Source organism: Achromobacter sp. ISS7 (assembly GCF_056523125.1).
Genome location: NZ_JAWRZD010000001.1, coordinates 4,648,363 through 4,673,934 on the forward strand (window position 1 = coordinate 4,648,363; position 25,572 = coordinate 4,673,934).

General features: G+C 65.8%; 22 protein-coding genes. 9 read left to right on the forward strand and 13 right to left on the reverse strand.

All coding sequences use genetic code 11. The features are described 5' to 3' along the window. Positions 1-26: 26 nt before the first annotated feature. The 3 genes from gyrB to dnaA form a co-directional block, all read right to left on the reverse strand. Positions 27-2,474: a DNA topoisomerase (ATP-hydrolyzing) subunit B gene (gene gyrB, locus AC1HFW_RS21050; RefSeq protein WP_006392136.1), complete on the reverse strand. Its 2,448-nt coding sequence runs from the start codon at positions 2,472-2,474 to the stop codon at positions 27-29. A gap of 95 nt (positions 2,475-2,569) precedes the next feature. Further along, a complete protein-coding gene (gene dnaN, locus AC1HFW_RS21055) occupies positions 2,570-3,679 on the reverse strand; it encodes a DNA polymerase III subunit beta (RefSeq protein WP_061074447.1) in 1,110 nt (369 codons plus the stop codon). A gap of 2 nt (positions 3,680-3,681) precedes the next feature. Continuing rightward, positions 3,682-5,142 carry a chromosomal replication initiator protein DnaA gene (dnaA, locus tag AC1HFW_RS21060; RefSeq protein ID WP_061072872.1) on the reverse strand — a complete coding sequence of 487 codons (1,461 nt, stop codon included), beginning with the start codon at positions 5,140-5,142 and terminating at the stop codon, positions 3,682-3,684. Between the two features lie 415 nt (positions 5,143-5,557). Here dnaA and rpmH point away from each other — a divergent pair, with 415 nt between their 5' ends. The 5 genes from rpmH to AC1HFW_RS21085 all read left to right on the forward strand — a co-directional run bounded on the left by rpmH (position 5,558) and on the right by AC1HFW_RS21085 (position 9,882). Beyond that, positions 5,558-5,692 (forward strand): 50S ribosomal protein L34, encoded by a 135-nt coding sequence (rpmH, locus tag AC1HFW_RS21065; RefSeq protein WP_003816025.1) that lies wholly within the window; start codon positions 5,558-5,560, stop codon positions 5,690-5,692. Positions 5,693-5,737: 45 nt separating this feature from the next. Next, the gene (locus AC1HFW_RS21070) at positions 5,738-6,109 is read left to right on the forward strand and encodes a ribonuclease P protein component (RefSeq protein ID WP_006392133.1); all 372 of its coding nucleotides are present in this window, start codon (positions 5,738-5,740) and stop codon (positions 6,107-6,109) included. Next, on the forward strand, positions 6,106-6,429 hold the full coding sequence (yidD, locus tag AC1HFW_RS21075; protein ID WP_081105109.1) for a membrane protein insertion efficiency factor YidD: 324 nt from the start codon (positions 6,106-6,108) through the stop codon (positions 6,427-6,429). Before AC1HFW_RS21070 ends, yidD begins: the two co-directional genes overlap by 4 nt. A gap of 48 nt (positions 6,430-6,477) precedes the next feature. Continuing rightward, entirely contained in the window at positions 6,478-8,169 is a 1,692-nt protein-coding gene (gene yidC / locus AC1HFW_RS21080) for a membrane protein insertase YidC (protein ID WP_006392131.1), read from the forward strand. A gap of 267 nt (positions 8,170-8,436) precedes the next feature. Next, positions 8,437-9,882: a catalase gene (locus AC1HFW_RS21085; RefSeq protein WP_061072873.1), complete on the forward strand. Its 1,446-nt coding sequence runs from the start codon at positions 8,437-8,439 to the stop codon at positions 9,880-9,882. Between the two features lie 289 nt (positions 9,883-10,171). On the opposite strand, the gene AC1HFW_RS21090 is transcribed toward AC1HFW_RS21085, so the two are convergent. From AC1HFW_RS21090 to AC1HFW_RS21130, 9 genes are all read right to left on the reverse strand, one after another. Then, complete coding sequence (locus tag AC1HFW_RS21090) at positions 10,172-11,098, reverse strand: PLP-dependent cysteine synthase family protein (RefSeq protein WP_479285145.1); 927 nt, start codon at positions 11,096-11,098, stop codon at positions 10,172-10,174. A gap of 112 nt (positions 11,099-11,210) precedes the next feature. Then, positions 11,211-11,405, reverse strand: a complete 195-nt coding sequence (locus tag AC1HFW_RS21095) for a hypothetical protein (RefSeq protein WP_479285146.1) — start codon at positions 11,403-11,405, stop codon at positions 11,211-11,213. Between the two features lie 30 nt (positions 11,406-11,435). Further along, entirely contained in the window at positions 11,436-12,350 is a 915-nt protein-coding gene (locus tag AC1HFW_RS21100) for a TauD/TfdA dioxygenase family protein (RefSeq protein ID WP_116520730.1), read from the reverse strand. A 224-nt stretch (positions 12,351-12,574) separates the two neighbouring features. After that, positions 12,575-13,777, reverse strand: coding sequence for a M20 aminoacylase family protein (locus AC1HFW_RS21105; protein WP_479285147.1), 1,203 nt, complete (start codon positions 13,775-13,777; stop codon positions 12,575-12,577). A 119-nt stretch (positions 13,778-13,896) separates the two neighbouring features. Beyond that, positions 13,897-14,913: an ABC transporter ATP-binding protein gene (locus AC1HFW_RS21110; protein ID WP_241074675.1), complete on the reverse strand. Its 1,017-nt coding sequence runs from the start codon at positions 14,911-14,913 to the stop codon at positions 13,897-13,899. Further along, positions 14,910-15,914, reverse strand: coding sequence for an ABC transporter ATP-binding protein (locus tag AC1HFW_RS21115; protein WP_116520732.1), 1,005 nt, complete (start codon positions 15,912-15,914; stop codon positions 14,910-14,912). The genes AC1HFW_RS21110 and AC1HFW_RS21115 overlap by 4 nt, the downstream gene beginning before the upstream one ends. 11 nt (positions 15,915-15,925) lie before the next feature. After that, the gene (locus AC1HFW_RS21120; protein ID WP_006392123.1) at positions 15,926-16,846 is read right to left on the reverse strand and encodes an ABC transporter permease; all 921 of its coding nucleotides are present in this window, start codon (positions 16,844-16,846) and stop codon (positions 15,926-15,928) included. Next, entirely contained in the window at positions 16,843-17,817 is a 975-nt protein-coding gene (locus AC1HFW_RS21125; RefSeq protein ID WP_006389548.1) for an ABC transporter permease, read from the reverse strand. The genes AC1HFW_RS21120 and AC1HFW_RS21125 overlap by 4 nt, the downstream gene beginning before the upstream one ends. Before the next feature lie 22 nt (positions 17,818-17,839). After that, entirely contained in the window at positions 17,840-19,426 is a 1,587-nt protein-coding gene (locus tag AC1HFW_RS21130) for an ABC transporter substrate-binding protein (RefSeq protein ID WP_479285148.1), read from the reverse strand. A 115-nt stretch (positions 19,427-19,541) separates the two neighbouring features. Here AC1HFW_RS21130 and mnmE point away from each other — a divergent pair, with 115 nt between their 5' ends. Then, positions 19,542-20,894, forward strand: coding sequence for a tRNA uridine-5-carboxymethylaminomethyl(34) synthesis GTPase MnmE (gene mnmE / locus AC1HFW_RS21135; protein ID WP_479285149.1), 1,353 nt, complete (start codon positions 19,542-19,544; stop codon positions 20,892-20,894). Between the two features lie 3 nt (positions 20,895-20,897). After that, on the forward strand, positions 20,898-21,368 hold the full coding sequence (locus tag AC1HFW_RS21140; RefSeq protein WP_241074678.1) for a GNAT family N-acetyltransferase: 471 nt from the start codon (positions 20,898-20,900) through the stop codon (positions 21,366-21,368). Positions 21,369-21,502: 134 nt separating this feature from the next. Here AC1HFW_RS21140 and AC1HFW_RS21145 read toward each other — a convergent pair whose 3' ends face one another. Next, the gene (locus AC1HFW_RS21145; RefSeq protein ID WP_479285150.1) at positions 21,503-22,894 is read right to left on the reverse strand and encodes a ClcB-like voltage-gated chloride channel protein; all 1,392 of its coding nucleotides are present in this window, start codon (positions 22,892-22,894) and stop codon (positions 21,503-21,505) included. Positions 22,895-23,386: 492 nt separating this feature from the next. Here AC1HFW_RS21145 and AC1HFW_RS21150 point away from each other — a divergent pair, with 492 nt between their 5' ends. Then, positions 23,387-24,064: a response regulator gene (locus AC1HFW_RS21150; RefSeq protein WP_006392118.1), complete on the forward strand. Its 678-nt coding sequence runs from the start codon at positions 23,387-23,389 to the stop codon at positions 24,062-24,064. A gap of 97 nt (positions 24,065-24,161) precedes the next feature. Further along, positions 24,162-25,538, forward strand: coding sequence for a sensor histidine kinase (locus AC1HFW_RS21155; protein WP_479286533.1), 1,377 nt, complete (start codon positions 24,162-24,164; stop codon positions 25,536-25,538). The last annotated feature ends 34 nt before the right edge of the window (positions 25,539-25,572 follow it).

A 25,572-nucleotide genomic window follows, 5' to 3' on the forward strand; every position in this document is an offset into this window, starting at 1 on the left:
GACGGGCTTGCGGCGAATCGTGCCGGTCAGACGTCGATGTTGCCCGCCGACAGCGCATGCGCCTCGATGAAGTTGCGGCGCGGTTCGACGTCGTCGCCCATCAGCGTGGTGAAGACCTCGTCGGCCGCGATGGCGTCCTCGATCTGCACGCGCAGCAGGCGGCGCACCTTCGGGTCCATGGTGGTTTCCCACAGCTGTTCCGGGTTCATTTCGCCCAGGCCCTTGTAGCGCTGCTTGGAGATGCCGCGGTCGGCTTCGCTGCGCAGCCACTGCATGGCTTCGCGGAAGTCGGAGACGTTCTGTTCCTTGCGCTTTTCGCCTTCGCCGCGCGCGGCCAGCGAACGCGGGCCGACCTTGCCGGAGAAGCTCTTGGCGGCGCGCGACAGGATGGCGTAGTCAGAACCGCCAACGAAGTCGGCGTCGATGATGCTGACGCGCACGTTGCCGTGGTGCATGCGCTGGATCGACAGGCGATGGCGTTCGGTGGCCTCGTCGAACTCGGGCACCACTTCCACGCCGTTGCCGCTGACCGGATCGCGCATGGCGTCGGCCAGGCGCCTGGCCGAATCGGCGGCGGCCTCGGCCGACTCCAGGTTGATCTCCACGCCCTCGGCCATGGCCGACAGCGCGGCCACGTCGAACACGCGCGACAGGCGCGCGATGACGCCGTCGGCGGCCACGTACTGGCGCGCCAGCTCGTTCAGTTCGTCGCCGCGGATGATGTTGCCGCCGGAGATGATCTCGGCGTCCTTCAGGGCCAGCTGCAGCATGAACTGCGCTTCTTCCTGGTCATCCTTCAGGTAGCGCTCTTCGCGGCCGACCTTGACCTTGTACAGCGGCGGCTGCGCGATGTAGACGTAGCCGCGCTGCACCAGCTCGGGCATCTGGCGGTACAGCAGCGTCAGCAGCAGCGTGCGGATGTGCGCGCCGTCGACGTCCGCGTCGGTCATGATGATGAGGCGGTGGTAGCGCAGCTTGTCGACGTTGAAGTCGGGGCCGATGCTGGTGCCCAGTGCGGTGATCAGCGTGGCGATCTGCTCGCTGGCGATCAGGCGGTCAAAGCGCGCCTTCTCGACGTTCAGCACCTTGCCGCGCAGCGGCAGGATGGCCTGGAACTTGCGGTCGCGGCCCTGCTTGGCCGAGCCGCCTGCGGAGTCACCCTCGACGATGTACAGCTCGCACAGCGCCGGATCCTTTTCCTGGCAGTCGGCCAGCTTGCCGGGCAGGCCGGCGCCTTCCAGCACGCTCTTGCGACGCGTCATTTCGCGCGCCTTGCGGGCGGCTTCGCGCGCGCGGGCGGCTTCGACGATCTTGGCGCACAGCGCCTTGGCGTCGTTCGGATGCTCCAGCAGCCAGGTTTCCAGCGTGCGGGCCACGGCTTCTTCGACGGCCGGGCGCACTTCGCTCGAGACCAGCTTGTCCTTGGTCTGGCTGCTGAACTTGGGCTCGGGCACCTTCACCGACAGCACGCAGGCCAGGCCTTCGCGCATGTCGTCGCCGGAGGTCTCGACCTTGGCCTTCTTGGCCAGTTCGTTGTCGGTGATGTACTTGTTGATGATGCGGGTCATCGCCGCGCGCAGGCCGGTCAGGTGCGAGCCGCCGTCGCGCTGCGGGATGTTGTTGGTGAAGCACAGCACGCTTTCGCTGTAGCTGTCGTTCCACTGCATCGCCACTTCCACGCCCACCGGCACGCCGCCCGCGGCCGACTCGGTGGTGACCGAGAACACGTTCGGGTGCAGCACCGTCTTGGCGCGGTTGATGTATTCGACGAAGCCCTTCACGCCGCCGGAGAAGGCGAAGTTCTCTTCCTTGCCCTGGCGCTGGTCGATCAGGCGGATCTTGACGCCGTTGTTCAGGAACGAGAGCTCGCGCAGGCGCTTGGAGAGGATCTCGTAGTGGTACTCGATGTTGTTGAAGATGATCGGGTCGGCCAGGAAGCGCACTTCGGTGCCACGCTTGTCGGTCGTGCCGGTCACGGCCAGGGGCGCGACGCGCTCGCCCTGGCGGAATTCCATCTGGTGCACTTCGCCGTTGCGGCGGATGGTCAGGCGCAGCCACTCGGACAGCGCGTTCACGCACGACACGCCCACGCCGTGCAGGCCGCCGGACACCTTGTACGAGTTCTGGTCGAACTTGCCGCCGGCGTGCAGTTCGGTCATGACGATTTCCGCCGCGCTGCGGTGGAATTCGTCGTCCTTGTGGATGTCCGTGGGGATGCCGCGGCCGTTGTCGGTGACCGAGATCGAGTTGTCGGTGTGGATCGTGACGACGATGTCGTCGCAATAGCCGGCCAGCGCTTCGTCAATGGCGTTGTCGACGACTTCGAACACCATGTGGTGCAGACCGGTGCCGTCCGACGTGTCGCCGATGTACATGCCGGGGCGCTTGCGCACGGCCTCCAGCCCCTTGAGCATCTTGATCGAGTCGGCGCCGTAGCCGCCGTTCTCGGGAGTGGTGTTCTGCTGATCTGACATGTCTGTATCGATAACGCTTTAAAGAACGGCCTGGCGGCCGGACCGCCGGCGGGCCATCGGGCCCGCGGGCGGCACAAACCCACGTCTGCGCGGACTTAGATCCGCATGGGCATGACGACGTACTTGAACTGGTCGTCTTCGGGCAGGGTGATGAGCGCCGACGCGTTGGCATCGGGCATGACCGACCACTGGATGTTGTCGACCTTGACGTTGGCCAGCACGTCGAGCAGGTAGCCGACGTTGAAGCCGACGTCCAGCGGCTCATGGCCGTAGTCGATGTCGATTTCTTCCTGCGCCTCTTCCTGCTCGGCGTTGGAGGACGAGATCTTCATCTGGTTCTGCGCCAGTTGCAGGCGCACGCCCTTGAACTTGTCGGTGGTCAGGATGGCGGCGCGCTGCAGGCTGCCCTGCAGGGCTTCGCGGCCCACCAGGAAGTGGCGCGAGTAGTTGGTCGGGATGACGCGGGTGAAGTCGGGGAACTTGCCTTCGACCAGCTTGGACACCAGCTCGACGTCGCCGAAGCGGAAACGGATCTGGCCCGGCGCCACGTCGATCGAGACGAGTTCGTCGGAGTCTTCCAGCAGGCGCTGCATTTCCAGCACGGTCTTGCGCGGCACGATGACTTCGTGGCGCTCGCTGATGCCGTCGGCTTCGGTGGAGCAGTGCGCCAGGCGGTGGCCGTCGGTGGCGACCGCGCGCACGCGGCCCGGTTCGAACACCAGCAGCATGCCGTTCAGGTAGTAGCGGATGTCCTGTTGCGCCATGGCGAAGTGCACCATGTTGAACAGGTGGCGCAGCGTGCGTTGCGGCATGCTCAGCGACACGTCCCACTGCTCGGGCTGGGCCACGGTGGGGAATTCGCTGGCGGCCAGCGTCTGCAGCGCGAAGCGGCTCTTGGCCGACTGCACCGACAGCTTGTTGCTGGCCAGCGCCAGGCGCACGTCGCCGGTGTCCGGCAGGGCTTTCAGGATGTCCAGCAACTTGCGCGCCGCGACCGTGGTGGACTCGTTGTCGTGGCCCACACCGAAGTCGGCGTGCGTGGTGATCTGCACTTCCAGGTCGGTCGCGATGAAGGCAACCTTGTTGCCTTCCTTGCGCATCAGGATGTTCGCCAGGATGGGCAGGGTATGGCGTCTTTCGACGATGCCCGCCACGGTCGACAGCGGTTTCAGCAATGCATCGCGTGTGGTTTGTACGAGTTGCATGGTCATCCTTTTAGAGTTTGTTCCAACACGTGCAGGGTATGGTTGAGCTCCGCTTGCTTGGCGCGGGCGTCGGAAATCTTGCGTACGGCGTGCAGTACGGTGGTGTGATCACGGCCACCGAACAGATCGCCGATTTCCGGCAGGCTTTTCTGGGTCAGCTCCTTCGCCAGGTACATGGCGACCTGGCGCGGCAACGCGATATTGGCCGGCCGGCGTTTCGAATACATGTCGGCCACCTTGATCTTGTAGAAATCCGCCACCGTCTTCTGGATGTTCTCGACGGTGATCTGGCCGTTGGACACGGACAGCAGATCCTTCAAGGCTTCCTTGCAGACGTCCACGGTGAGCACGTCGCGGCCGTGGAAACGGGCGTAGGCCAGCACCTTGCGCAACGCGCCTTCGAGTTCGCGCACGTTGCTGCGCAGGTGCTTGGCGATGAAGAACGCCACTTCCTCGGGCATCGGCACGCCTTCGGACTCGGCCTTGCGCAGCAGGATCGCCACGCGCATCTCGAGTTCGGGCGGCTCGATCGCGACCGTCAGGCCGGAATCGAAGCGCGAGATCAGGCGGCTGTCGATGCCCGACAGTTCCTTCGGATACGTATCGCTGGTGATGATGATCTGCTTGCGCTGGGCCACCATCGCCTCGAACGCATAGAAGAATTCTTCCTGCGTGCGGTTCTTGCCGGAGAAGAACTGGATATCGTCGATCAGCAGCAGGTCGAGCGAATGGTAGTAGCGCTTGAAGTCATCGAACGCCTTGCGCTGGTAGGCCTTGACCACGTCGGACACGTACTGGTCGGCATGCACGTAGCGCACGCGCACCCCGGTGCCCGCCGCCACCATGGCGTTGCCGATGGCGTGGATCAAGTGGGTCTTGCCCAGGCCCACGCCGCCGTACAGGAACAGCGGGTTGTACGAGGTGCCCGGGTTCTCGGCCACCTGCAGCGCGGCGGCACGCGCCAGCTGGTTGGCCTTACCCGTCACGAAGTTCTCGAACGTCAGGTCGGTGTTCAGGCGCGAGCGCTCGTACACGATGTTGGCGGCGTCCGCGTTCACGGCCGCGGCCGCCGCGGTGGTCGCGACGGGAGCGGGCGCGGCGGGCTGCGCCGGCATGCCTGGCGGCGGCGCGCCGCCCAGGGGCGTGGCGGCCGAAGGCGCGGTCGGCACGGGCGGCTGCGCGCGCACGGGCGCCACCGGCATGCGCGGCGTCGCGCCCTGCGAGGGCAATTCGAACAGGACCTGTACCGGACGCTCGAACCACTCCGCGGCCAACGCTTCGATCTGGTGGGAGAAGTTCTTGCGCACCCAGTCCAGCTTGAACCGGTTGGGGGCGGCAACGCGCAGCACCGCCTGCGTTTCGTCATACGCAAGCGGGACCAGCGGTCGTATCCACGCGCTGATTTGTTGGGGGGGGAGTTCCTGCTCAAGACGACTGACGCAGGTCTGCCAGAATTCTTTCATGTCGCTCTTATTCAAACCTCGATTCTACCTTGCCTGGGCATGGGTTATCCACAGGGTAGGGCATGAGCGTGCACAACCTGCCCCCTTAACTGTTTGACAAGACAGGGAAAACTTGCTGAAATGGTGGGCTTTTCCGAATTCTGTCTGTCAGAAGGTTTCGCAGAAGGCCCAGGTTCACACGGGTAATAGGGTAATGGTTACACTTACCCCCGCCCCCGGAACTGTGCCTTGCTGAATAGGTCGCCCGGGGTTACCCCGGACCAGAGCCCCGTCTACAAGCCTGTCTTTGCCAGTGAATCCGCATGTCATGTGCGAATTCGCAGCGAGGCGCTTACTAGATACCCGCTACCGGATTTGCGACCAGGAACCCTCCGGGCAGGTCCCTTCTGACTTTTGTTCTTTTTGTGGATCGTCCATGAAACGCACCTACCAACCTTCCGTTACCCGCCGCAAGCGCACCCATGGTTTCCGCGTGCGCATGAAGACCCGCGCTGGCCGCGCCATCCTGAACGCTCGCCGCGCCAAGGGCCGCAAGCGTCTGGCTGTCTAAGTCTCGCTTCTTGCGCAGACACCTGACCCGCTGACCCCGCAGTCCATGCCGCGCGCCACGCTTCCGCCGGAGGCGCGGCTGCATCGCCCCTCCGAGTTCGCCGCCGCCCTCAAAGGCCGGCGTCTGGCCCGAGGGGCGTTTTTCGTTGTGAGCGCCGCTTCCAACGACCTGCCCCCCGGCCAGGACGCCTGTGCCCGGCTGGGCCTGGTGATCGCCAAGCGCTTCGCCGCCCACGCCACCACGCGCAACGCGCTCAAGCGGGTCATCCGCGAAGCGTTCCGCCACCGGCGGCTGGGGTTGCCGGCGAAAGACTACGTCGTCCGGCTGCACAGCAAGGTCACGCCCGCCACGCTCACCGCGCTGAAACAGGCGGCCCGGGCCGAAGCGGACGCTCACTTCGAGCGGATCGCGCGATGAACGGGTCATCCCCCCGGCAGGCAGGCCGTCCGCGACGCGGGCGTTCCGTGGGGGCCGCAATACTCATTGCCCCGATCCGGTTCTACAGGTTTTTCCTGAGTCCCTGGATCGGCCGGCAATGCCGCTTCACCCCGACCTGCTCGGCGTATGCGATCGAGGCGATCGAACGCCACGGTCCCTGGCGCGGCTTCTGGCTGATGCTGCGACGCATCGGCCGCTGCCACCCCTGGTCGCCCGGCGGCTGGGACCCGGTTCCGCCGTCCAAGGGAACCAACCGCGGGGCCTGCTGCTCCCATGGCCACCGCACCGAGCATGATTGACGCTAAACTGGCGGGCTTTGCTGGCCCGTATTCACTTCAGTAGGCACCATGGATATCCGACGAACCGTCCTCTGGATGATTTTCTCCTTCTCGCTGTTGCTCCTTTGGAACAACTGGCAGATCCATAACGGCAAACCGTCGCTGTTCGGGGGCCCCACGCCCGCGGCCAGCACGCCCGCCAACGGCACGCCGGCAGCCGACGCGAACAGCGCGACGCCGTCGGTGCCCAATGCGCCGCCCGCGACCGCCACCACCGCGCCCTCGGCCGTGCCTGGCGCCGCCGCGCCGGTGCCGACGCGCTCGGAAGAAGTCGTCATCACCACCGACGTGCTGCGCCTGACCTTCGACACGCTGGGCGCCCAACTGGTGCGCGCCGAGCTGCTGAAGTACCCGGCCACCGGCCAACCCGACAAGCCCACCGTGCTGCTCGACCGCACCGCGGGCCTGAACTACGTTGCCCAGACCGGCGTCGTCGGCGCCGCCAACGGCCAGAACTTCCCCACCCACCAGACGCCGTTCCGCGTGGTCTCGACCGACCGCCAGATGACCGGCGACAGCCTGGTGGTGGCGTTCGAAGCCGAATCGGGTGGCGTGAAAGTCACCAAGACCTTCACGCTGCATCGCGGCCGCTATGACATCGACGTGCGCCACGACCTGGCCAACGTCGGCGCCGCCCCCGTGACGCCCGCGCTGTACCTGCAGCTCGAGCGCGACGGCAACGATCCGGCCGATACGTCCAGCTTCTATCACACGTTCACCGGCATGGCCGTCTACTCGGAACAGGACAAGTTCCAGAAGATGACCTTCGCCGACATCGAGAAGAAGAAGGCCAACTACATCAAGCAGGCCGACAACGGCTGGATCGCCGTGGTGCAGCACTACTTCGCCACCGCCTGGGTGCCGCCGCAAGGCAAGCCGCGCAACAACGAAGTGCTGGAAGTGCAGAAGAACCTGTACGCCGCGCGCACCATCGAAGCCGTCGGCGAGATCGCCCCGGGCGCCGCCGCCCGCGTCGATTCGCACCTGTGGGTCGGTCCGCAGGACCAGAAGGCCATGGCGGCGCTCGCCCCCGGCCTGGAACTGGTGGTCGACTACGGCTGGCTGACCATCATCGCCAAGCCGCTGTTCACGCTGATGACCTGGCTGCATTCCATCCTGGGCAACTGGGGCTGGACCATCGTCGCCCTGACCGTGCTGATCAAGGCCCTGTTCTACCCCCTGGCCGCCGCCAGCTACCGCTCCATGGCCCGCATGAAACAGGTTGCTCCGCGCCTGCAGGCCCTGAAGGAAAAGTACGGCGACGACAAGCAGAAGCTCAACGCGGCCATGATGGAGATGTACCGCACCGAGAAGATCAACCCGCTGGGCGGCTGCCTGCCGATGGTGGTGCAGATCCCGGTGTTCATCTCGCTGTACTGGGTGCTGCTGGCCAGCGTCGAAATGCGCGGCGCGCCGTGGATCCTGTGGGTGCACGACCTGTCGATCCGCGACCCGTTCTTCATTCTGCCCGCCATCATGATGGCCACCATGTTCCTGCAGATCAAACTGAACCCGACGCCCCCGGACCCCGTCCAGGCCAAGGTCATGATGATCATGCCGCTGGTGTTCGGCGGGATGATGTTCTTCTTCCCGGCCGGCCTGGTGCTCTACTGGTGCGTCAACAACACCCTGTCGATCGCGCAGCAGTGGTCCATCACCCGCGCCATGCAGCGCAAGACGGAAGCCGCGGCCAACCGCTGATTCCGGCTCGCGCCATGAAAAACCGGCCTCCAGGGGCCGGTTTTTTTTCGTCCGCGTTGCCGCGGCGTTTGGGGATGATGCGCGTCAGGCAAGTTTCTTGATAGTTATTTTCAATCAAATTTGGTAGATCAATCAACTTCACAACGAAAAAATTGACCCCTATGATGTGTCGGAGATATCCCCCGGCCGGCAATGTCCGGGACGGTGTCCGATCACGCAGCGCGGCCCAGGCGCCGCGCATTCCAGGAATTTCGTAGGGAGTGTGCCATGACCGATAAGAAGCATCTGACCACCGCCTCTGGCGCGCCGGTGGCCGACAACAACAACACCTTGACCGCCGGCCCGCGCGGTCCGGCGTTGTTGCAGGACTTCTGGCTGATAGAAAAACTCGCCCATTTCGACCGTGAACGCATCCCCGAACGCGTGGTGCATGCCAAGGGCTCGGGCGCCTATGGCACCTTCACCGTCACTCACGACATCACCCAGTACACCCGCGCCAGCATCTTCTCCAAGATCGGCAAGCAGACCCCGCTGTTCCTGCGCTTCTCGACCGTGGCCGGCGAACGCGGCGCGGCCGACGCCGAACGCGACGTGCGCGGCTTCGCCATCAAGTTCTACACCGACGAAGGCAACTGGGACCTGGTGGGCAACAACACCCCGGTGTTCTTCATCCGCGATCCGCTCAAGTTCCCCGACTTCATCCACACCCAGAAGCGCGACCCCAAGACCAACCTGCGCAGCGCCACCGCCGCCTGGGATTTCTGGTCGCTCAGCCCCGAATCGCTGCACCAGGTCACGATCCTGATGAGCGACCGCGGCATTCCCGCCAACCTGCGCCAGCAGCATGGCTTCGGCTCGCACACCTTCAGCTTCGTCAACGCCGGCGGTGAACGCTTCTACGTGAAGTTCCACTTCAAGTCGCAGCAGGGCATCGCCTGTCTGAGCGACGAAGACGCCGCCCAGGTGGTGGCCCACGACCGCGAAAGCTCGCAGCGCGACCTGTTCGAGAACATCGAGCAGGGCAACTTCCCGAAGTGGACGCTGAAGGTGCAGATCATGCCCGCGGCCGACGCCGAGACCTATCACATCAACCCGTTCGACCTGACCAAGGTGTGGCCGCACGGCGATTACCCGCTCATCGAAGTGGGCGTGCTGGAACTGAACAAGAACCCGGAGAACTACTTCGCCGAGGTCGAGCAGGCCGCCTTCACGCCCGCCAATGTGGTGCCCGGCATCGACTTCTCGCCGGACAAGATGCTGCAGGGCCGCCTGTTCTCGTACGGCGACACGCACCGCTACCGCCTGGGCATCAACCACCACCAGATCCCGGTGAACGCGCCGCGCTGCCCGTTCCACAGCTACCACCGCGATGGCGCGGCGCGCGTGGACGGCAACGCCGGCGGCACGCTCAACTACGAGCCCAACAGCGCCGGTGAATGGAAGGAAACCCCGTCGGCCGGCGAACCGCCGCTGCCGCTGGACGGCCAGGCCGCCGCGCGCTGGAACCACCGCGTCGACGACGACTACTACTCGCAGCCGGGCGCCTTGTTCCGCCTGATGACGCCGGCGCAGCAGGAGCTGCTGTTCGGCAACATCGGCCGCCACATGGCGGGCGTGCCCGAGGAAATCCAGCGTCGCCAGCTGGAGCACTTCCGCAAGGCCGATCCGGCCTACGCGGCGGGCGTGGCCAAGGCGCTGGGGTTGAAGCTGTAGGCGCGGCATTCGCGCGCGGCAGGCGCCGCGCGGCGCGTATCGGGCGGCCCCACGGGGCCGCCCGTTTTCTTTCTGCCGCTATTTTTTGGCTGCTTTTTCGGCGGGTTTCGCGTTCACGCCTGCGTGTTCCGCCTGCGTTTTGCTCCGAAAGCCACCGCAAGCGACTTTTCCACAACAAGGCGGAAAAAAGTTATCCCCATCCGTCCACAGGCAATTCACAGGCAATCCACAGGAATTCCACAAGCGCTGTGGATAGCGTTATCGGGGAACGCTGGGGAAAACCTGCTTGCTAGTATTTCAGGCCCGTATCGCACAGCACCGTGGCGACCGTCGCGTCCGGACGCAGCCGGCCCGAGCGCAACAGCTTGGCGGCCGCGCACACGTTGGCGGCGGCGGAATAGCCCACGTACAGGCCCTCGCGCACGGCCAGCAGGCGCCGCCATTGCTCTGCCTCGTCGTCGGTGACCGACAGGCTCAGGTCCATCAGGGACGGATCCCAGTGCGGCGGCACGGCGCCGTAGCTGGTGCCCTGGATCAGGTGGCGCGCCTTGGTCACCGGTTCTCCCGCCAGCACCTCGCAGCCCAGCGGTTCGACCGCCGCGCACAACGTCGCGGCGCTCGCCGCCTTGAGCGCGCGCGCCACGCCCATGAAAGTGCAGCCGGTGCCGACGGCCGCGACCCAGCCATCCACGGGGGCGCCGAATTGCTCCAGGATTTCGCGGCCGGTGCCGGTTTCATGCGCGGCGATGCATTCGACGGCATTGAACTGGTCGACGTAGAAGCCGCCGCGTTCGCCCGCCAGGGCGGCCGCCACCCGGGCCGCCGCCTCGACGTCGGCGCCGGTGACCTGGCCGGGGGCGCCATCGACCTGCGGCACCAGCACCACCTCGGCGCCCAGTCCTTCCAGCATGCGGGCGCGGGCGGGGCTGTTGCCCGCCGACATGGTGACCACCAGGGGATGCCCCAGCGCGGCGCAGGCCACGGCCAGGCCCGCCCCCATGTTGCCGCTGGTCATCTCGATCACCGGCATGCCGGGCCGCAGCCGGCCGTCGGCGCGCGCGGCCAGCAGGATGGCCTTGGCGGCGCGATCCTTGACGCTGCCGCCCGGTTGCAGGAATTCGGCCTTGGCGACGATACGGCCGGGGCCGTCGTGCACGCGGCCGAGCGCGATCAGGGGGGTGTTGCCGATGAGTTCAATCGAGGAGGTTGCCAGCATGTCGAGTCCGGTAGGCGCGCCCGCGCGCATCCGGCGGATGCGGGGACGCGGTTGATGCGTACCGGACTATTTTAGGGATGCTGGGATATCCACAGGTCGGCTCGGGCGCCGATCAGCCGTGGCGGGGCGCGATCGCGGACGGCGCGAGAGCCGTATCGTGCGCCGGCGCGGCGTGGACGCCGTCGGTGGCCGGGGCGGCCAGCGCGGGCGTGGGCGCGGCCAGGGCAATCAGGGCCAACGCCAATGCCACGCCCGCCGCGGTGGCGGTGCGGACCAGTCGTTCGCGCAGATCAGGTGACAGATGCATGGCGTTCCTTGTGGATAAGTCGCGGGCGGCCTAGAACGGCACGTCGCCTTCAATGGTGGTGCGGTACAGCTTGCGGCGCAGGTGGTCCGGCGTGCCGCCCGCCAGGTGGATCAGCGAGCGGTTGTCCCAGAACACCAGATCGTGCGGCTGCCAGTGGTGGCGGTAGATGTGCTCGGGCCGCACGCTGTGCGCGAACAGTTCGTCCAGCAATTGCCGGCTCTCGTCCTCCGGCAGGCCTTCGATATGGGTGGTGAAGCCTTCGCTGACGAACAGCGCGCGGCGGCCATTCTCGGGGTGCGTGCGCACCACGGGGTGCGACACCGCCTGCACCTGCGCCACCTGTTGCGCGCTCAGGTTGGGCCGCCAGTTGCCTTCCTTTTGCAGCTGGCCGTACTTGGCCAGGTAGGAATGCACCGCGCGCTTGCCCTCGACCGCGTTGCGCAATGCGGCGGGCAGGGTGTCGTAGGCCAGGTGCATGTCGGCGAACAGCGTGTCGCCGCCTTGCGCCGGCAATTCCTGCGCGTGCAGCAGCGACCCCAGGCTGGGCAGTTCCTTGTACGAAATGTCCGAATGCCAGTACTTGCCGGCATCGCCCAGGCCGACCGGCTTGCCGTGTTCGACGATGTTGGAGACGATCAGGATCTCGGGGTGGTTGGCCAGGTGGAACTGGTGCAGCACGTGGATCATCAGGCGGCCGAAGCGGCGGCTGAAATCGATGTGCTGCTGCGGCGTGATGCGCTGGTCGCGGAACACCAGCAGGTGGTGGTCCAGGTGCGCCTGGTGCACGCGCTTGAAATCGGCGGACGACAGCTCGCGCCCCAGGTCCAGGCCGATGAGCTCGGCGCCCACGGGGCCCGGCAGCGGCCGCAGCTCGAACGCCTGCGCGGCCGGGGGCGGCGGGACGGGGGCGGCCTCTTCGCGCCGCACGGCGTTGCTCTGGGACATGGGTCACTCCGGTTGGCGTCGCGGCGTTGCCGCCGGCGCTGCGATCCATCCTCGGATGGATCAGGAATGACCGATTATGGAAAGCGCGCCTTGTATCTCAAACGAAGTTATCGGCGTTTGAACAAAGCCTGGCGTCATATAGAAAAACCGCCCGGGGCGCCGGGCGGTTCGTGGCGGCATCGCGCATAAGCAAATAGCCGAAATGCCTGAAGCGCCGTGGCGCGCTACTTGTGCTTGGGCAGGTAGGCTTCGACCAGCTTGACCCAATACGTCGCGCCCACCGGCAGCAGCGCATCGTTGAAGTCGTAGTTCGGGTTGTGCAACTGGCACGGGCCCATGCCGTGATAGGTCTCCATGCGATGGTCGCCGTCGCCGTTGCCCAGGAACAGGTAGGTGCCGGGCAGGGCTTCCAGGAAGAACGAGAAGTCCTCGGCGCCCATGAAGGGCGGCATGTCGCGCACCACGTTCTCGGCGCCGAAGGCGTCCTCGGCCACCTGCGCGGCGAACGCGGTTTCCTTGTCCCAGTTCACCAGCGGCGGGTAGGCGCGCACGAAGTCCAGCGTGCCGGTGCCGCCATACACCTGCGGCAGCGTGGTGGCGATGCGGCGCATGTCTTCCTCGATCTTGTCGAGCACCTCGACCGAATAGGTGCGCACCGTGCCGCGCAGCACCGCTTCGCCGGGAATCACGTTATAGGCATCACCGGCGTGGATCTGCGTGATCGACAGCACCGCCTGCTCCAGCGGGTTCTTGCTGCGCGAGATCACCGTCTGCAGCGCATGCACCATGTCGGCCGCGACGATGATCGGGTCGACCGACGCGTGCGGCTGCGCGGCGTGGCCGCCCACGCCTTTGATGACGATGTCCCAGCGGTTGCTCGACGCCATGGTGGGGCCGGCGCGAAAGCCAAACTGGTTGACCGGCATGCCGGGCATGTTGTGGATGCCGAACACCGCATCACAGGGGAATTTCTCGAACAGGCCGTCCTGCATCATGGCGCGCGCGCCGGCGTTGCCGCCTTCCTCGGCCGGCTGGAAGATGAACACCACGGTGCCGTCGAAATCGCGATGCGTGGACAGGTACTGCGCCGCGCCCAGCAGCATCGTGGTATGGCCGTCGTGGCCGCAACCGTGCATGCGGCCGCTGATGGTGGACTTGTGCGCGAAGCGGTTGTGCTCAGGCATGGGCAGCGCGTCCATGTCGGCGCGCAGGCCGATGGTCTTGCCGCCGTTGCCGCCGCGCAGGACGCCGACCACGCCGGTTTTCCCCAGCCCCGTGTGGACTTCCAGCCCCCACTGGCGCAGGCGCTCGGCCACCAGGTTGGAGGTGCGCGTTTCCTGGAAGGCCAGTTCGGGATGGGCGTGGATGTCACGGCGCAGTTCGGTCAGTTCACCGTGTGCGCGTTCGATTTCGGCTAGGGTTTTCATGGCGGAGGATAGGCGGAAGGGAATGGGGGCGAAAGAAAGAGAACGGATGTCGTATGACAGGGTACCGGGAAATTCTCGCGCCCGTCGCCGGCCGCGTCCAGCGTTGTTACGGATTGGCCTCAGGCCGCGTCGTTCAGGTGGCAGGCGCTGAACTGCATCGGCGCGACCTCGCGCAGCAGCGGCCGTTCGGTCTTGCAGCGCGGCATGGCCTGGGGACACCGCGGATGGAACGCGCAGCCGCCGGGCGGATCCAGCGGCGACGGCAGCTCGCCCTTGATCGGCTGGTAGCTGCGGCGCCCGGGCGTCAGCGTCGGCAGTTCCTTGAGCAGCGCCTGCGTGTACGGATGATTGGCGCGCTGGAACACCGTGTCGGTCGGCGCCAGCTCGACCACGCGGCCCAGGTACATGATGGCGACGCGATCCGAGATGTGGCTGACCACGCTCAGGTTGTGGCTGATGAACAGGTACGTCAGGTCCAGCTCGTCACGCAGTTTCTCGAACAGGTTCAATACCTGCGCCTGGATCGACACGTCCAGCGCCGCGACGGCCTCGTCGCAGACGATCACCGAGGGTTTCAGCGCCAGGGCCCGCGCGATGCCGATGCGTTGGCGCTGGCCGCCCGAGAACTGGTGCGGATAGCGCTGCGCGAAGGCCGGGTCGAGTCCCACCTGGCGCATCAGTCCGGCCACGTACTCGGCCTTGTCGCGCGCGCGGATCAGGCCATGCGCCACCGGCGCCTCGCCGATGATCTCGCGCACCCGCATGCGCGGGTTGAGCGAGGCGTAGGGGTCCTGGAAGATCATCTGCACGCCCAGCTCATAGGCGCGCCGTTGCGGGCCCGCCATGGCCTTCACCGCCTGGCCCTGGTAGTGCACCTCGCCGGAAGAGGGCGGCAGGATGCCCGAGACGATGCGTCCCAGCGTCGACTTGCCGCAACCGGATTCACCGACGATGCCGATGACCTCGCCCGGCTGCACGTCCAGGTCCACGCCGGCCACGGCGTGCACCACCTGTGTTTTCAGGCCCGCGCCCAGCAGGTTGGCGATGCGTCCGGCCAGGTCCACGTGCTGCGTGAAACGCAGCTCGACGCCGCGCAGCGACAGGATGGGGGGGGCGTTGCGATCGGCGGCGCTCATTGGACCTCCGGCGCGCCGGCATGCCAGCACCGCACCCATTGCGCCGGGCGCACTTGCACCGGCTGCGGTTCGACCAGACAGGCGTCGCTGGCGCGCGGGCAGCGCCCGCGGAACGCACAGCCCTGCGGCAGGTTGAGCAGCGACGGCGTCATGCCGGGAATCGGCACCAGCGGCCGGCCGCGCGATTCCGGCGTGGGAATCGAGGCGATCAGGCCGTGCGTGTACGGATGCATCGGATGGCTGATGACGTCGCGCGTGCTGCCGGTCTCGACCACGCGGCCCGCGTACATCACCGACACGCGGTCGGCCAGGCCCGCCACCACCGCCAGGTCGTGCGTGATCCACACCAGGCCGGTGCCGGTCTCGCGGCACAGCTTCTGCACTTCGAACAGGATCTGCCCCTGGATGGTCACGTCCAGCGCCGTGGTGGGTTCGTCGGCGATGATGACGCGCGGTGAATTCAGCAGCGCGATCGCGATCGCCACGCGTTGCCGCATGCCGCCCGACAACTGGTGCGGATAGGTGCGCAGGCGTTCCTGCGGCGACGGAATGCCGACCATCGTCAGCGTCTGCAAGGCGCGTTCACGCGCCTGGTCGCGCGATACCTTGTGGTGCGCCTGCACGGCTTCGATCATCTGCGTATCGACGCGCAGCACCGGGTTCAGCGTCATCATCGGATCCTGGAAGATCATGGCGATCTCCTGGCCCCGCAATTGCCGCCAGCGCGCCGGCGAGGCGCCGCGCAGGTCCTCGCCGTTCAACCGCAGCTCGCCCTCGACGATGCGGCCCGGTTCATCCAGCAGGCCCATCAGCGAGAAGCCGGTGATGCTCTTGCCCGACCCCGACTCGCCCACCAGCCCGAGGATCTCGCCTTCGGCCACCGTCAGGTCGACGCCATCGACCGCCTTCACCACGCCGTTGCGGGTGAAGAAATGCGTCTTCAATCCCCGCACATCGAGCACGGCGGGGGCGGGCGACTTGTCCACAGCTTGCGTCTGCATCGCGTCCGCCTTCAATTCGCGTGGCGCGGGTTGAGCACATCGCGCAGGTGGTCGCCCACCAGGTTGATGGCGATGATGGCCAGCGCCAGCGCGATGCCGGGGAAGAACGAGATCCAGTACTGGCCCGACAGCAGGTATTCGAAACCGTTGTAGATCAGCATGCCGAGCGACGGCTCGGTCACCGGCACGCCCACGCCCAGGAACGACAGCGTGGCTTCCAGCGCGATGGCGTGCGCCAGGTCGATGGTGGCGATCACGATCAGCGGCGGCATGCAGTTGGGCAGCACGTGGCGGAACAGCACCCGCCCCCACGACAGCGACATGCAGCGCGCCGCCTCGACGTATTCCTTGCCGCGCTCGACCAGCGCCGCGCCGCGCGCGGCGCGGGCGAAATAGGCCCACTGCACCACGATCAGCGCGATGATCACCTTATCCACACCCTTGCCCAGGATCGCCAGCAGCATCAACGCCACCAGGATCGCCGGGAACGACAACTGGATATCCACAATGCGCATCAGCAGCGCGTCGATGCGGCCGCCGAAGTAGGCCGCGATCAGGCCCACCGTGGCGCCGATGCCGAAGGCCGCCAGCACCGATACGGCGGCCACCATCAGGCTGGTGCGCATGCCGTAGAGGATGGCCGACAGCAGGTCGCGCGCCTGGCCATCGGTGCCCAGCCAGTAATGCATGCTGCCGTCGCCGCTTTCGCTGCCCGGCTTGAGCTTGGAATCCATGATGTCCAGCGTCGCCAGGTCATACGGATTCTGCGGCGCGATCCACGGCGCCAGCAGCGCGGCGCCGACGATCAGCACCAGCATCACCAGGCCCAGCGTGGCCAGCTTGCTGGCGAAGAAATCGCCCAGGAAGCGGCGCCACGGCGTCTGTTCCTTGGCGGCGGCGGTCGGTACGGTGGCGGTCGCGGGGGCGGTCATCGGCGGCTATCCAGGCGTACGCGGGGATCCAGCACCGTATAGATGATGTCCACCACGAGGTTCAGCATCACAAGGAAGAACACGATCAGCAGCAGATACGCCACCACCACCGGACGATCCAGGTTGATGATGGAATCGATCAGCAGCTTGCCCATGCCGGGCCACGAGAACACCGTCTCGGTCACCACCGCGAAGGCCATCACCTGGCCGAACTCCAGGCCCGCCACGGTGACCACGGGGATCAGGATGTTCTTGAGCAGGTGCACGCCCAGCACGCGCTTTTCCGACAGGCCCTTGGCGCGCGCGAACTTGATGTAGTCCATCGGCAGCGCCTCGCGCGTGGCGGCGCGCGTCACGCGGATGATCATGGCGCACTTGGCGAAGGCGATGGTGGCCGCCGGCAGCGCCAGGCTGAGCCAGCCATCCAGCGTCAGCACGCTCAGCTGCAGCGAACCGATGCTGACGGTCTGGCCGCGGCCGCCGGCCGGCACCCAGCCCAGCATCACCGCGAACACCATGATGAGCATCAGGCCGACCCAGAAGTTCGGCAGCGAGAAGCCCAGCACCGATCCGGTCATGATGGCGCGCGAGCCGGCCGCCTTGGGCTTGAGGCCCGCGATGATGCCCAGCGGCACGCCGATGAGCACCGACAGCAGCATGGCCACACAGGCCAGCTCGACCGTGGCCGGCATGCGCTCCAGGATCAGGCGCATGGCCGGCTCGCCCGTCAGGAAGCTGTTGCCGAAATCGCCGCGCACCGCCTGGCCCATGAAGATCAGGTACTGCCGCCACAGCGGCAGGTCCAGGCCCAGCGACGCGCGGATGGCGGCGCGCTGCGCTTCGGTGGCCTCCGGACTGGCCAGCATCGACACCGGATCGCCGACCATGTAGATGCCGGCGAAGACCAGCGCCGACATGACCAGCATGACGACGATGGTTTGCAGCAGTCTTCGTACGATTGTCGCTAGCACGTCATACCGCCCGCTGCGCGCATTACTTCTTCAGCGTTGCGAACTGCGCCAGCGTGACCTGGTCGGGACGGCCCTGGTAGCGGATGTCGTTCTTCATCGCCCACACCGACAGCTCGAAGTGCACCGGCAGCATCGCGAAGTCGTCCATGGCGATGTTGCTGGCCTTGGACAGCAGCTCGGCGCGCTTGGCGTCATCCATGGTGGACGAGGCTTCCTTCACCAGTTCGTCCATCTTGGGATTCGAGTAGCGGCTGCGGTTGGTGGTGCCCAGGCCCGCCTCGGGATTGCGCGTCACCAGCAGCGAGGTCAGCGCGTTCGACATCTCGCCGCTGGTCACCGACCAGCCGGCCAGGTAGGCCGAGAACGCGTAGCTGTCGCGGTTCTTGAAGAACACCGGGGGCGCCATGGCGTCGACGCTGGTCTTCACGCCCACCCGCGTCCACATCGAGGCGATGGCCTGCGCCACCTTGGAGTCGTTGACGTAGCGGCCCGACGGCGAGCCCAGCGTGATCGAGAAGCCGTTGGGATAGCCGGCTTCCTTCAACAGCGCCTTGGCTTTTTCCACGTCGGCCTTGGGCGCCTTGGAATGCTCCTTGCTCGACCCGAACATGGGGTAGGGCAGCAGGTTGCCCGCGGGCAGCGCCACGCCGCCCATCACGCGCTCGACCAGCGCATCGCGGTTGATGGCCAGCGACAGCGCTTCGCGCACGCGCCTGTCCTTCAGCGGATTCTTGTCGGTGCCCTGGATGCCGGGCGAGGGCTCGGCGTACTGGTCCAGCGCCACGTACACCACGCGCACCGACGGCGTCTCTTCGACGTACAGCTTCTTGTCGCCCTTGAGCTTGGGCAGGTCATCGGTCGGGGGATCCTCGATCATGTCGACGTCGCCGGCCAGCAGGGCCGCCACGCGCGCCGCGGCGTTGCTGATCGGGCGATAGATCACCTTGTCCCAGGCGGGCTTCTTGCCCCAGTAGTTTTCATTGCGCGCCAGCACGAATTCGGCGCCGCGCTTCCACGACACGAACTTGTACGGGCCGGTGCCGATCAGGCCATCGCCGCTGTTCAATTCCGTGGTGGTCTTGCCTTCGGCCGCGGGGCCGGAGGCGGCCTTCTTCGACATGATGGGCAGCTGCGCCAGGTTCACCAGCAGGTTCGGCGCCACTTCCTTGGTGGTGATGCGCAGCGTCATCGGATCCACCGCTTCGGCCTTGGCCACCGAGCCCAGGTAGAGCGTGAACGGCGAGGGGCTGTTGGGCACCTTCGGCACGCGATCGTAGGTGAAGACCACGTCTTCGGCCGTGAACGGCGAACCATCCGAGAACTTGACGCCGGGCCGCAGCTTGAAGGTCCACACCTTGCCATCGACGGTCCAGGATTCGGCCAGCGCCGGCACCGGCTTGAGCTGCGCGTCGGTGGCCACCAGCGTGTCGAAGATGGTCTGGGAGATCTGGGTGTTCGGTGTCAGCGCGTGGTACTGCGGATCCATCGACGACGGCTCGGTCTTCAGGCCGATCACCAGGTCGCGCGCAAGCGCCGAATTGCAGGTGCCGAACGCCAACATGACCGCGACCGAACTACAGGCCAACACACGCGAAAACCGAGATGCCATCGTGATCTCCCAGGGTTGTTTCGGGTTTTAAACCTCTGGGGCACAGTAACCAGCAAACAAGCCGCCGCGCAACAGTTATATTCCCCTATTGTCCTAGCTTCGCGTTATCCCCGATATGTCCGTCCATGCCCCCATCGCCGCCATTGCAACCGCCCCCGGAAGAGGCGGCATCGGCGTCGTGCGCGTTTCTGGTGCGGACCTGTCCGAATTGGTGCGGCGCCTGTTTCAACGCGACCTCACACCGCGCCACGCGCACTATCTGCCGTTCAAGGCGGTCGATGGCGAACTGCTCGATGAAGGCATCGCGCTGTACTTCAAGGGGCCGCATTCCTACACCGGCGAAGACGTGCTTGAGCTGCAAGGCCACGGTGGCCCCGCAGTGCTGCGCCGCGTGCTCGAAAGCTGCCTCGCCGCGGGCCGCGACCTGGGCCTGCGGCTGGCCGAACCAGGTGAATTCACCCGCCGCGCCTTCCTCAACGATCGCATGGACCTGGCGCAGGCCGAGGCCGTCGCCGATTTGATCGAGGCCTCCTCGGTGGCCGCCGCGCGCGGCGCCATGGCCTCGCTGTCGGGCGAATTCTCGGCGCGCGTCAACGACCTGTCCGACCGCATCATCCACCTGCGCATGCTGGTCGAGGCCACGCTCGATTTTCCGGAAGAGGAAATCGACTTCCTTGAAAAGTATCAGGCGCGCCCCACGCTGGAAAAGCTGGCCGGCGACCTCGGCCACCTGATCGCCCAGGCGCGCCAGGGCGTGATCCTGCGCGAAGGCCTGCACGTGGTGCTGGCGGGCCAGCCCAACGTGGGCAAGTCCAGCCTGCTGAACGCGCTGGCCGGCGACGACGTCGCCATCGTCACGCCGATCGCCGGCACCACGCGCGACAAAGTGGTGCAGCAGATCCATATCGACGGCGTGCCGCTGCACATCGTCGACACCGCCGGCCTGCGCGAAACCGAAGATACCGTGGAAAGCATCGGCATCGCCCGCAGCTGGCAGGAAATCGAGCGCGCCGACGTCATCCTGCACCTGCAGGACGCCACCCAGCCGGGCGATCAACTGGACGCGCAGATCACCGCGCGCCTGCCGCCGCGCACGCCGGTGCTGAAGGTTTTCAACAAGGTGGATTTGTTATCCACAGCGTTTGCGGCCGGCCCCGGCGAACTCGGCATTTCAGCCAAGCGCGGCGCCGGCCTGGACGCGCTACGCGCCGAACTGCTGCGGATCGCCGGCTGGAATCCCGGCGCCGAATCGCCCTGGCTGGCACGCGAACGTCACCTGCACGCGCTGCAGGACGCCGCCGACCACCTGGCCCTGGCGGCCGAACACGCCGAGCAGGACGACCGCGTGCTGGACCTGTTCGCCGAGGAACTGCGGCTGGCGCATGACAGCCTGTCGAGCATCACCGGGAAGTTCACCAGCGACGACCTGCTGGGCGAGATCTTCTCGAGCTTCTGCATCGGGAAATAGCGCATGGCCACGGCCGCCAGCACGCCCCACCGGATCCGCCTGGCGACGGCCGACGATCTGGCGGCGGTCGAGCGCATCGTCCACGACGCCTACCAACATTACGTGGCGCGCATCGGCGCCACGCCGGGGCCAATGCGCGACGATTACCGCGCCCGCATCGCGCAAGGACAGGCGCAGGTGCTGGAGGACCAAACCGGTATCCAGGCCGTGCTGGTCCTGGTGCGCGAAGCGGATTGCCTGCTGCTCGACAATGTGGCGGTGTCGCCGGGCGCGCAAGGGCGCGGCTATGGCCGCGTGCTGATGCAATGGGCGGAAACCGCGGCGCGGCAGGCGGGCTACCCGCGTATCCGGCTGTACACGCAGGAAGCGATGAGCGAGAACATCGCCATCTACCAGCGCTATGGCTATGTCGAAACGCATCGCGCCGAAGAGATCGGCTTGAAGCGCGTGTTCATGACAAAACGCCTGGATTGATCAAATCACAATAAGTGAGCAATAGCTCACTTAATTGTTTAACCCTGACGCCGGTCAACCGCTGCCTGCAAACCGAATAATATGAGCTTTTGCTCATACCTATTTTTAAGGGGTTTTTTAGCGAAAAACGCCGATCAAGAATCCCGCGGCTTATCCGCCGGCAGCACCGGCGCGGCCTTCAACGTCTCGCGCGCAATGCGATTGCTCGCCAGCGATTTCGCATACACCGAATCCGGCCGGATGCGCTGCGCGATCACGAAGCCCGTGATGCACGCCAGCATCAGCGGCAACATCACCTCGTAGCTCAACGTCATCTCGAAGATCATCAATATCGACATCAGCGGCGCGTAGGTCGTGGCCGCCAGCAGCGCCCCCATGCCGACCACCGCATAACTCGACACCGCCGACAGGTCGCCAGCGGGAAACAGCGCATGCAGGCCGGAACCATACAGGGCCCCGACCGCCGCGCCCACGAACAGGGTCGGCGTGAACACGCCGCCGATCGCCCCGGAGCCGACGCTGGCGCCGGTGGCCACGATCTTGAACAGCAGGATCGCCGCCACCGCCTGCCAGGCCCATTCGGTATGCAGCATGCTGTTGACCACGCTGTAGCCGTTGCCCCAGACCTCGGGCTTGAACACCGACAGGGCGCCGACCATCAGTCCGCCCAGCGCCATCTTGGCCCACAGCGGCAGGGTCAGGCGGCGAAACAGCGCCTTCGACCCATCGAGAAACCGCAGGAATTGCGGCGCCACCATCCCGGCGATCAAGCCCAGCCCCAGGTAATTGACCACTTCCCAGCCCGACACGAACTCGAACGGCGGCATGTGAAAGACCGCGTCGTAGTGCAGGATCTGGCGCGTCACGATATTGGCGACCACCGATGACACCACCAGCGGCACCAGCGTCGCCGACGAAATGGCGCCGTAGACGATCTCGGAAATGAACAACGCGCCGGCGATCGGCGCGTTATAGGCGGCCGTGATCCCGGCGGTGGCGCCGCAGGCCACCAGCAGCCGCAGATGCCGGGGCGGCAGGACCAGGTAGCGGCCCGACAGCGACGAGAACATCGCCGCCAGCTGCACCATCGGCCCCTCGCGGCCGATCGATGCGCCCGAACCGATTGAAAACAAAGAAGAAATGCTGCGCGCCACGGTCTGGCGAAAACCGATCACGCCGCGGCCGATGGAGATCGCTTCCATATAGTCGGCGGCCCCTCGCGGCGGCAGGCACCGGGCGGCCGCCTGCAGGATCACCCCCGCGATCGCGCCCCCGGCCGCCGGAAGCAGAAGCCGTTCCCAGGGCGACATCCCGCGCGCCAGCGACACCATGCCGTGCGGCGAATCGAACCCGCCCAGCACCATCTGGATCCAGCCCAGCAATTCCCGAAAGATCACCGTCGCCAGCGCGCCGGCCAGTCCCATCAGGGCGGCCGCGCACAGGGTCGCGGGCAGGTTGTCGGCCAGCAAACGGCCTCTCAGCCAAGTCGCCCAGGCCGGTTTTTTGATTCTGAGTTGTCGTGCCATGGGCGGAATTCTACGGCGGAAATCTGCTCACTTTTTGTTCAGCCCAACGTCAACCGCACGGGGACGCCACCCCTCACATGGCTGATTCCAGCAGCGCCTCCAGGGGCTTTTACGGGCCTGGAAAGAGGCGAAAACCAGGGTAGGCAAGGGGCGTTTTTTCGGGGTAAAAGTGCCGCTTCCCGACCCGGTTCGGCAGAAAAGGGCTGTGGATAACTCCTAAGGCGGCAGGTTGTGCACATTGTGTGGAGGCAAGTTGAACAAGCGGGGGTTTTCGACCGGGTCCGAAATCTTGTCCAACTTCGACTCTTTTCCCACACAGAGTTCTTGCACAGCCAAAAACGCTCGCAACCTGATGAAAAAAAACAGGTTTCCAAGGTTAAGGTAGTTATCCACAGGCCTTATTAATCATTAGTCTTTATATAAAGAGAAATACAGGGAAAAGACAAACATGCTTTCTCCTATCTCCCAGCCACGCCCCCCCGGACTCCGTCCATGCGCATCCTTCTCATAGAAGACGAAGCCGAACTTGCTCGCTGGCTTGCAAGAAGCCTGGCCCGACATGCGGGCTTCGTGGTCGACTGGGCTGACGACGGCCTGGTCGCCGAAAGAAGACTGGCGGTCGAAGAATTCGATGCGGTCATCCTCGACCTGGGACTGCCGGGCATGGATGGCCATACCTTGCTGGCGAAGATTCGCGCGCGAGACGACCGTACGCCGGTGCTGGTCCTGACCGCGCGCGATTCACTGGCCGAAAAAATCGGGACACTTCACGAAGGCGCGGACGATTTCCTGCCGAAACCGTTTGTCGTGGAAGAGTTGGAAGCGCGCCTGATCGCACTCGTACGCCGCAGCCGCGGCCGCGACCATCCGCGACTCACCCTGGGAAACCTGGTTTTCGAGACTTCCGCGCAAAAATTCACGGTCTCCGGACAGGCTTTGCAGTTATCCCCACGTGAACACGCGGTCCTGCGGGTGTTGATCCAGAAAAGCGGCGAACCGATCAACAAGCAGCAGATCCTGGATCGGATCGTGACCGACGATGCCGACATCAACCTCGAGGCCATCGAGGTGCTGGTGCACCGATTGCGCAAAAAATTGGCGGAAACCGGCGTGCAGATCACCACCATGCGCGGCATGGGCTACTGCCTGGAGAACGCTGTTGACAACTAGTTTTCCGGAAAAAACCCCGGTTTCCAGAAAAAAAAGCCGCAACCGGACCCTGAAAACGCAGTTGCTCTGGTGGCTGATCCCGACCCTGGTGCTGGTCATGGTCGGCGCGCTCTGGCTGTCCAACCACCAGCTGCGAAACCAGGTCGATATCGCCTATGACCGGTCGCTCGCTGGCGCGCTGCGCGCGATCGACCACAACATATCCACAGCCAGCGGTGGATTAGCCATGGAACAGCCCTACCTGATGCTGGAATTTTTCGAGCTGACGGCCAATGGCAGCGTGTTCTACCGCGTGGCCACCGAGGACGGGCTGGCCGAAATCGGCCATCCGGGGCTGCCCATGCCGACCCAGCCGCTGGAATCCGGCGAGGCCCAGTTTTTCTACGCGACCTACCTGGGCACCCCGGTGCGGGTCGCCGCGCTGGCGCGGGCGATGGATCCGCCGCTCTATGCGAACAATGGGGGACGGGTTATCGTGCAGGTCGCCGAGGGCCTGCAGAGCCGCCAGGCGTTCCTGCACCAGGTGCTGGTGCGCTCGGTCGAGCGCGACCTGGCCGTGATCCTGATCAGCGTCCTGGTGATCGTCCTGGGGGTTTTCATGGCCCTGCGCCCCCTGCAGCGCCTGAAGCAGGAAGTGGAAAGGCGCTCTGCGGACGATTTAAGCCCCGTCAGCGCGTCGGAGATGCCAGGGGAGGTCCTACCCCTGGTCGCGGCCGTAAACCTCCACATGGCCCGCTACGCGGCTCAGGCGAGGGTCCAGAGCCAGTTCCTGGACGACGCCTCGCATCAATTGCGCACGCCGCTGTCGGTCTTGCGGACCCAGACGGCATATGCCTTGCGCGAAACATGCCCTCAGGAGGTCCGTACAGCCCTTCTGGCGATGCAGGAGGGGTTGGACAGGGCCGTACGCACCACCAACCAGATGCTCGCCCTGGCGCGCGCCAAGGACGCTTCCCTGCCCGAAGCCGGTTTCGCGCCCGAACCGGTCGACCTGGCCGAACTGGCCCACGCAGTGATCCGCGGCTTGTTGCCGACCGCCCGCGCCCGTCAGCTGGACATCGGCCTGGACGCCGAAACCGGTCCGGTCGTGGTCAACGGCGCCGACTGGCTGCTGCGGGAGGCGGTCAGCAACCTGGTCGACAACGCCATCCGCTACACCGCCCCCGGCGGCATGGTCACGGTGCAGGTCCGCAACCTGCCCGGCCAGGCCTGGCTGACGGTGGAAGACGACGGTCCCGGCATGTCGGCCGAGGACATCGCCCGCGCCGGCGTGCGTTTCCGCCGCGGCGCCGCCGGCAAGAACAAGCCGGGCGCCGGACTGGGGCTGGCCATCGTCGGCACCATCGCCGAGCTGCTGGGCGCCCGCCTGGTGCTGGAGAACCGGATTCCCGGGCCGGGCCTGCGCGCCTCGCTGGTGTTTTCCCTGAAAACGGCCGTGGATGTTGCGCCGCACCAGGAAAACAGCGATTTTTGAAAGCTTTTGGAAAGCTTCGATTTTGTACGGTGGC

Coding starts and splice junctions, on each gene's coding strand:
- AC1HFW_RS21110 (WP_241074675.1), bottom strand. CDS start 14,913: ATGAGCGCCGCCGATCGCAACGCCCCCCCCATCCTGTCGCTGCGCGGC.
- rpmH (WP_003816025.1), top strand. CDS start 5,558: ATGAAACGCACCTACCAACCTTCCGTTACCCGCCGCAAGCGCACCCAT.
- dnaA (WP_061072872.1), bottom strand. CDS start 5,142: ATGAAAGAATTCTGGCAGACCTGCGTCAGTCGTCTTGAGCAGGAACTC.
- AC1HFW_RS21150 (WP_006392118.1), top strand. CDS start 23,387: ATGCGCATCCTTCTCATAGAAGACGAAGCCGAACTTGCTCGCTGGCTT.
- AC1HFW_RS21115 (WP_116520732.1), bottom strand. CDS start 15,914: ATGCAGACGCAAGCTGTGGACAAGTCGCCCGCCCCCGCCGTGCTCGAT.
- yidD (WP_081105109.1), top strand. CDS start 6,106: ATGAACGGGTCATCCCCCCGGCAGGCAGGCCGTCCGCGACGCGGGCGT.
- AC1HFW_RS21105 (WP_479285147.1), bottom strand. CDS start 13,777: ATGAAAACCCTAGCCGAAATCGAACGCGCACACGGTGAACTGACCGAA.
- yidC (WP_006392131.1), top strand. CDS start 6,478: ATGGATATCCGACGAACCGTCCTCTGGATGATTTTCTCCTTCTCGCTG.
- AC1HFW_RS21130 (WP_479285148.1), bottom strand. CDS start 19,426: ATGGCATCTCGGTTTTCGCGTGTGTTGGCCTGTAGTTCGGTCGCGGTC.
- AC1HFW_RS21155 (WP_479286533.1), top strand. CDS start 24,162: ATGGTCGGCGCGCTCTGGCTGTCCAACCACCAGCTGCGAAACCAGGTC.
- AC1HFW_RS21140 (WP_241074678.1), top strand. CDS start 20,898: ATGGCCACGGCCGCCAGCACGCCCCACCGGATCCGCCTGGCGACGGCC.
- dnaN (WP_061074447.1), bottom strand. CDS start 3,679: ATGCAACTCGTACAAACCACACGCGATGCATTGCTGAAACCGCTGTCG.
- AC1HFW_RS21145 (WP_479285150.1), bottom strand. CDS start 22,894: ATGGCACGACAACTCAGAATCAAAAAACCGGCCTGGGCGACTTGGCTG.
- gyrB (WP_006392136.1), bottom strand. CDS start 2,474: ATGTCAGATCAGCAGAACACCACTCCCGAGAACGGCGGCTACGGCGCC.
- AC1HFW_RS21120 (WP_006392123.1), bottom strand. CDS start 16,846: ATGACCGCCCCCGCGACCGCCACCGTACCGACCGCCGCCGCCAAGGAA.
- AC1HFW_RS21085 (WP_061072873.1), top strand. CDS start 8,437: ATGACCGATAAGAAGCATCTGACCACCGCCTCTGGCGCGCCGGTGGCC.
- AC1HFW_RS21095 (WP_479285146.1), bottom strand. CDS start 11,405: ATGCATCTGTCACCTGATCTGCGCGAACGACTGGTCCGCACCGCCACC.
- AC1HFW_RS21090 (WP_479285145.1), bottom strand. CDS start 11,098: ATGCTGGCAACCTCCTCGATTGAACTCATCGGCAACACCCCCCTGATC.
- AC1HFW_RS21070 (WP_006392133.1), top strand. CDS start 5,738: ATGCCGCGCGCCACGCTTCCGCCGGAGGCGCGGCTGCATCGCCCCTCC.
- mnmE (WP_479285149.1), top strand. CDS start 19,542: ATGTCCGTCCATGCCCCCATCGCCGCCATTGCAACCGCCCCCGGAAGA.
- AC1HFW_RS21100 (WP_116520730.1), bottom strand. CDS start 12,350: ATGTCCCAGAGCAACGCCGTGCGGCGCGAAGAGGCCGCCCCCGTCCCG.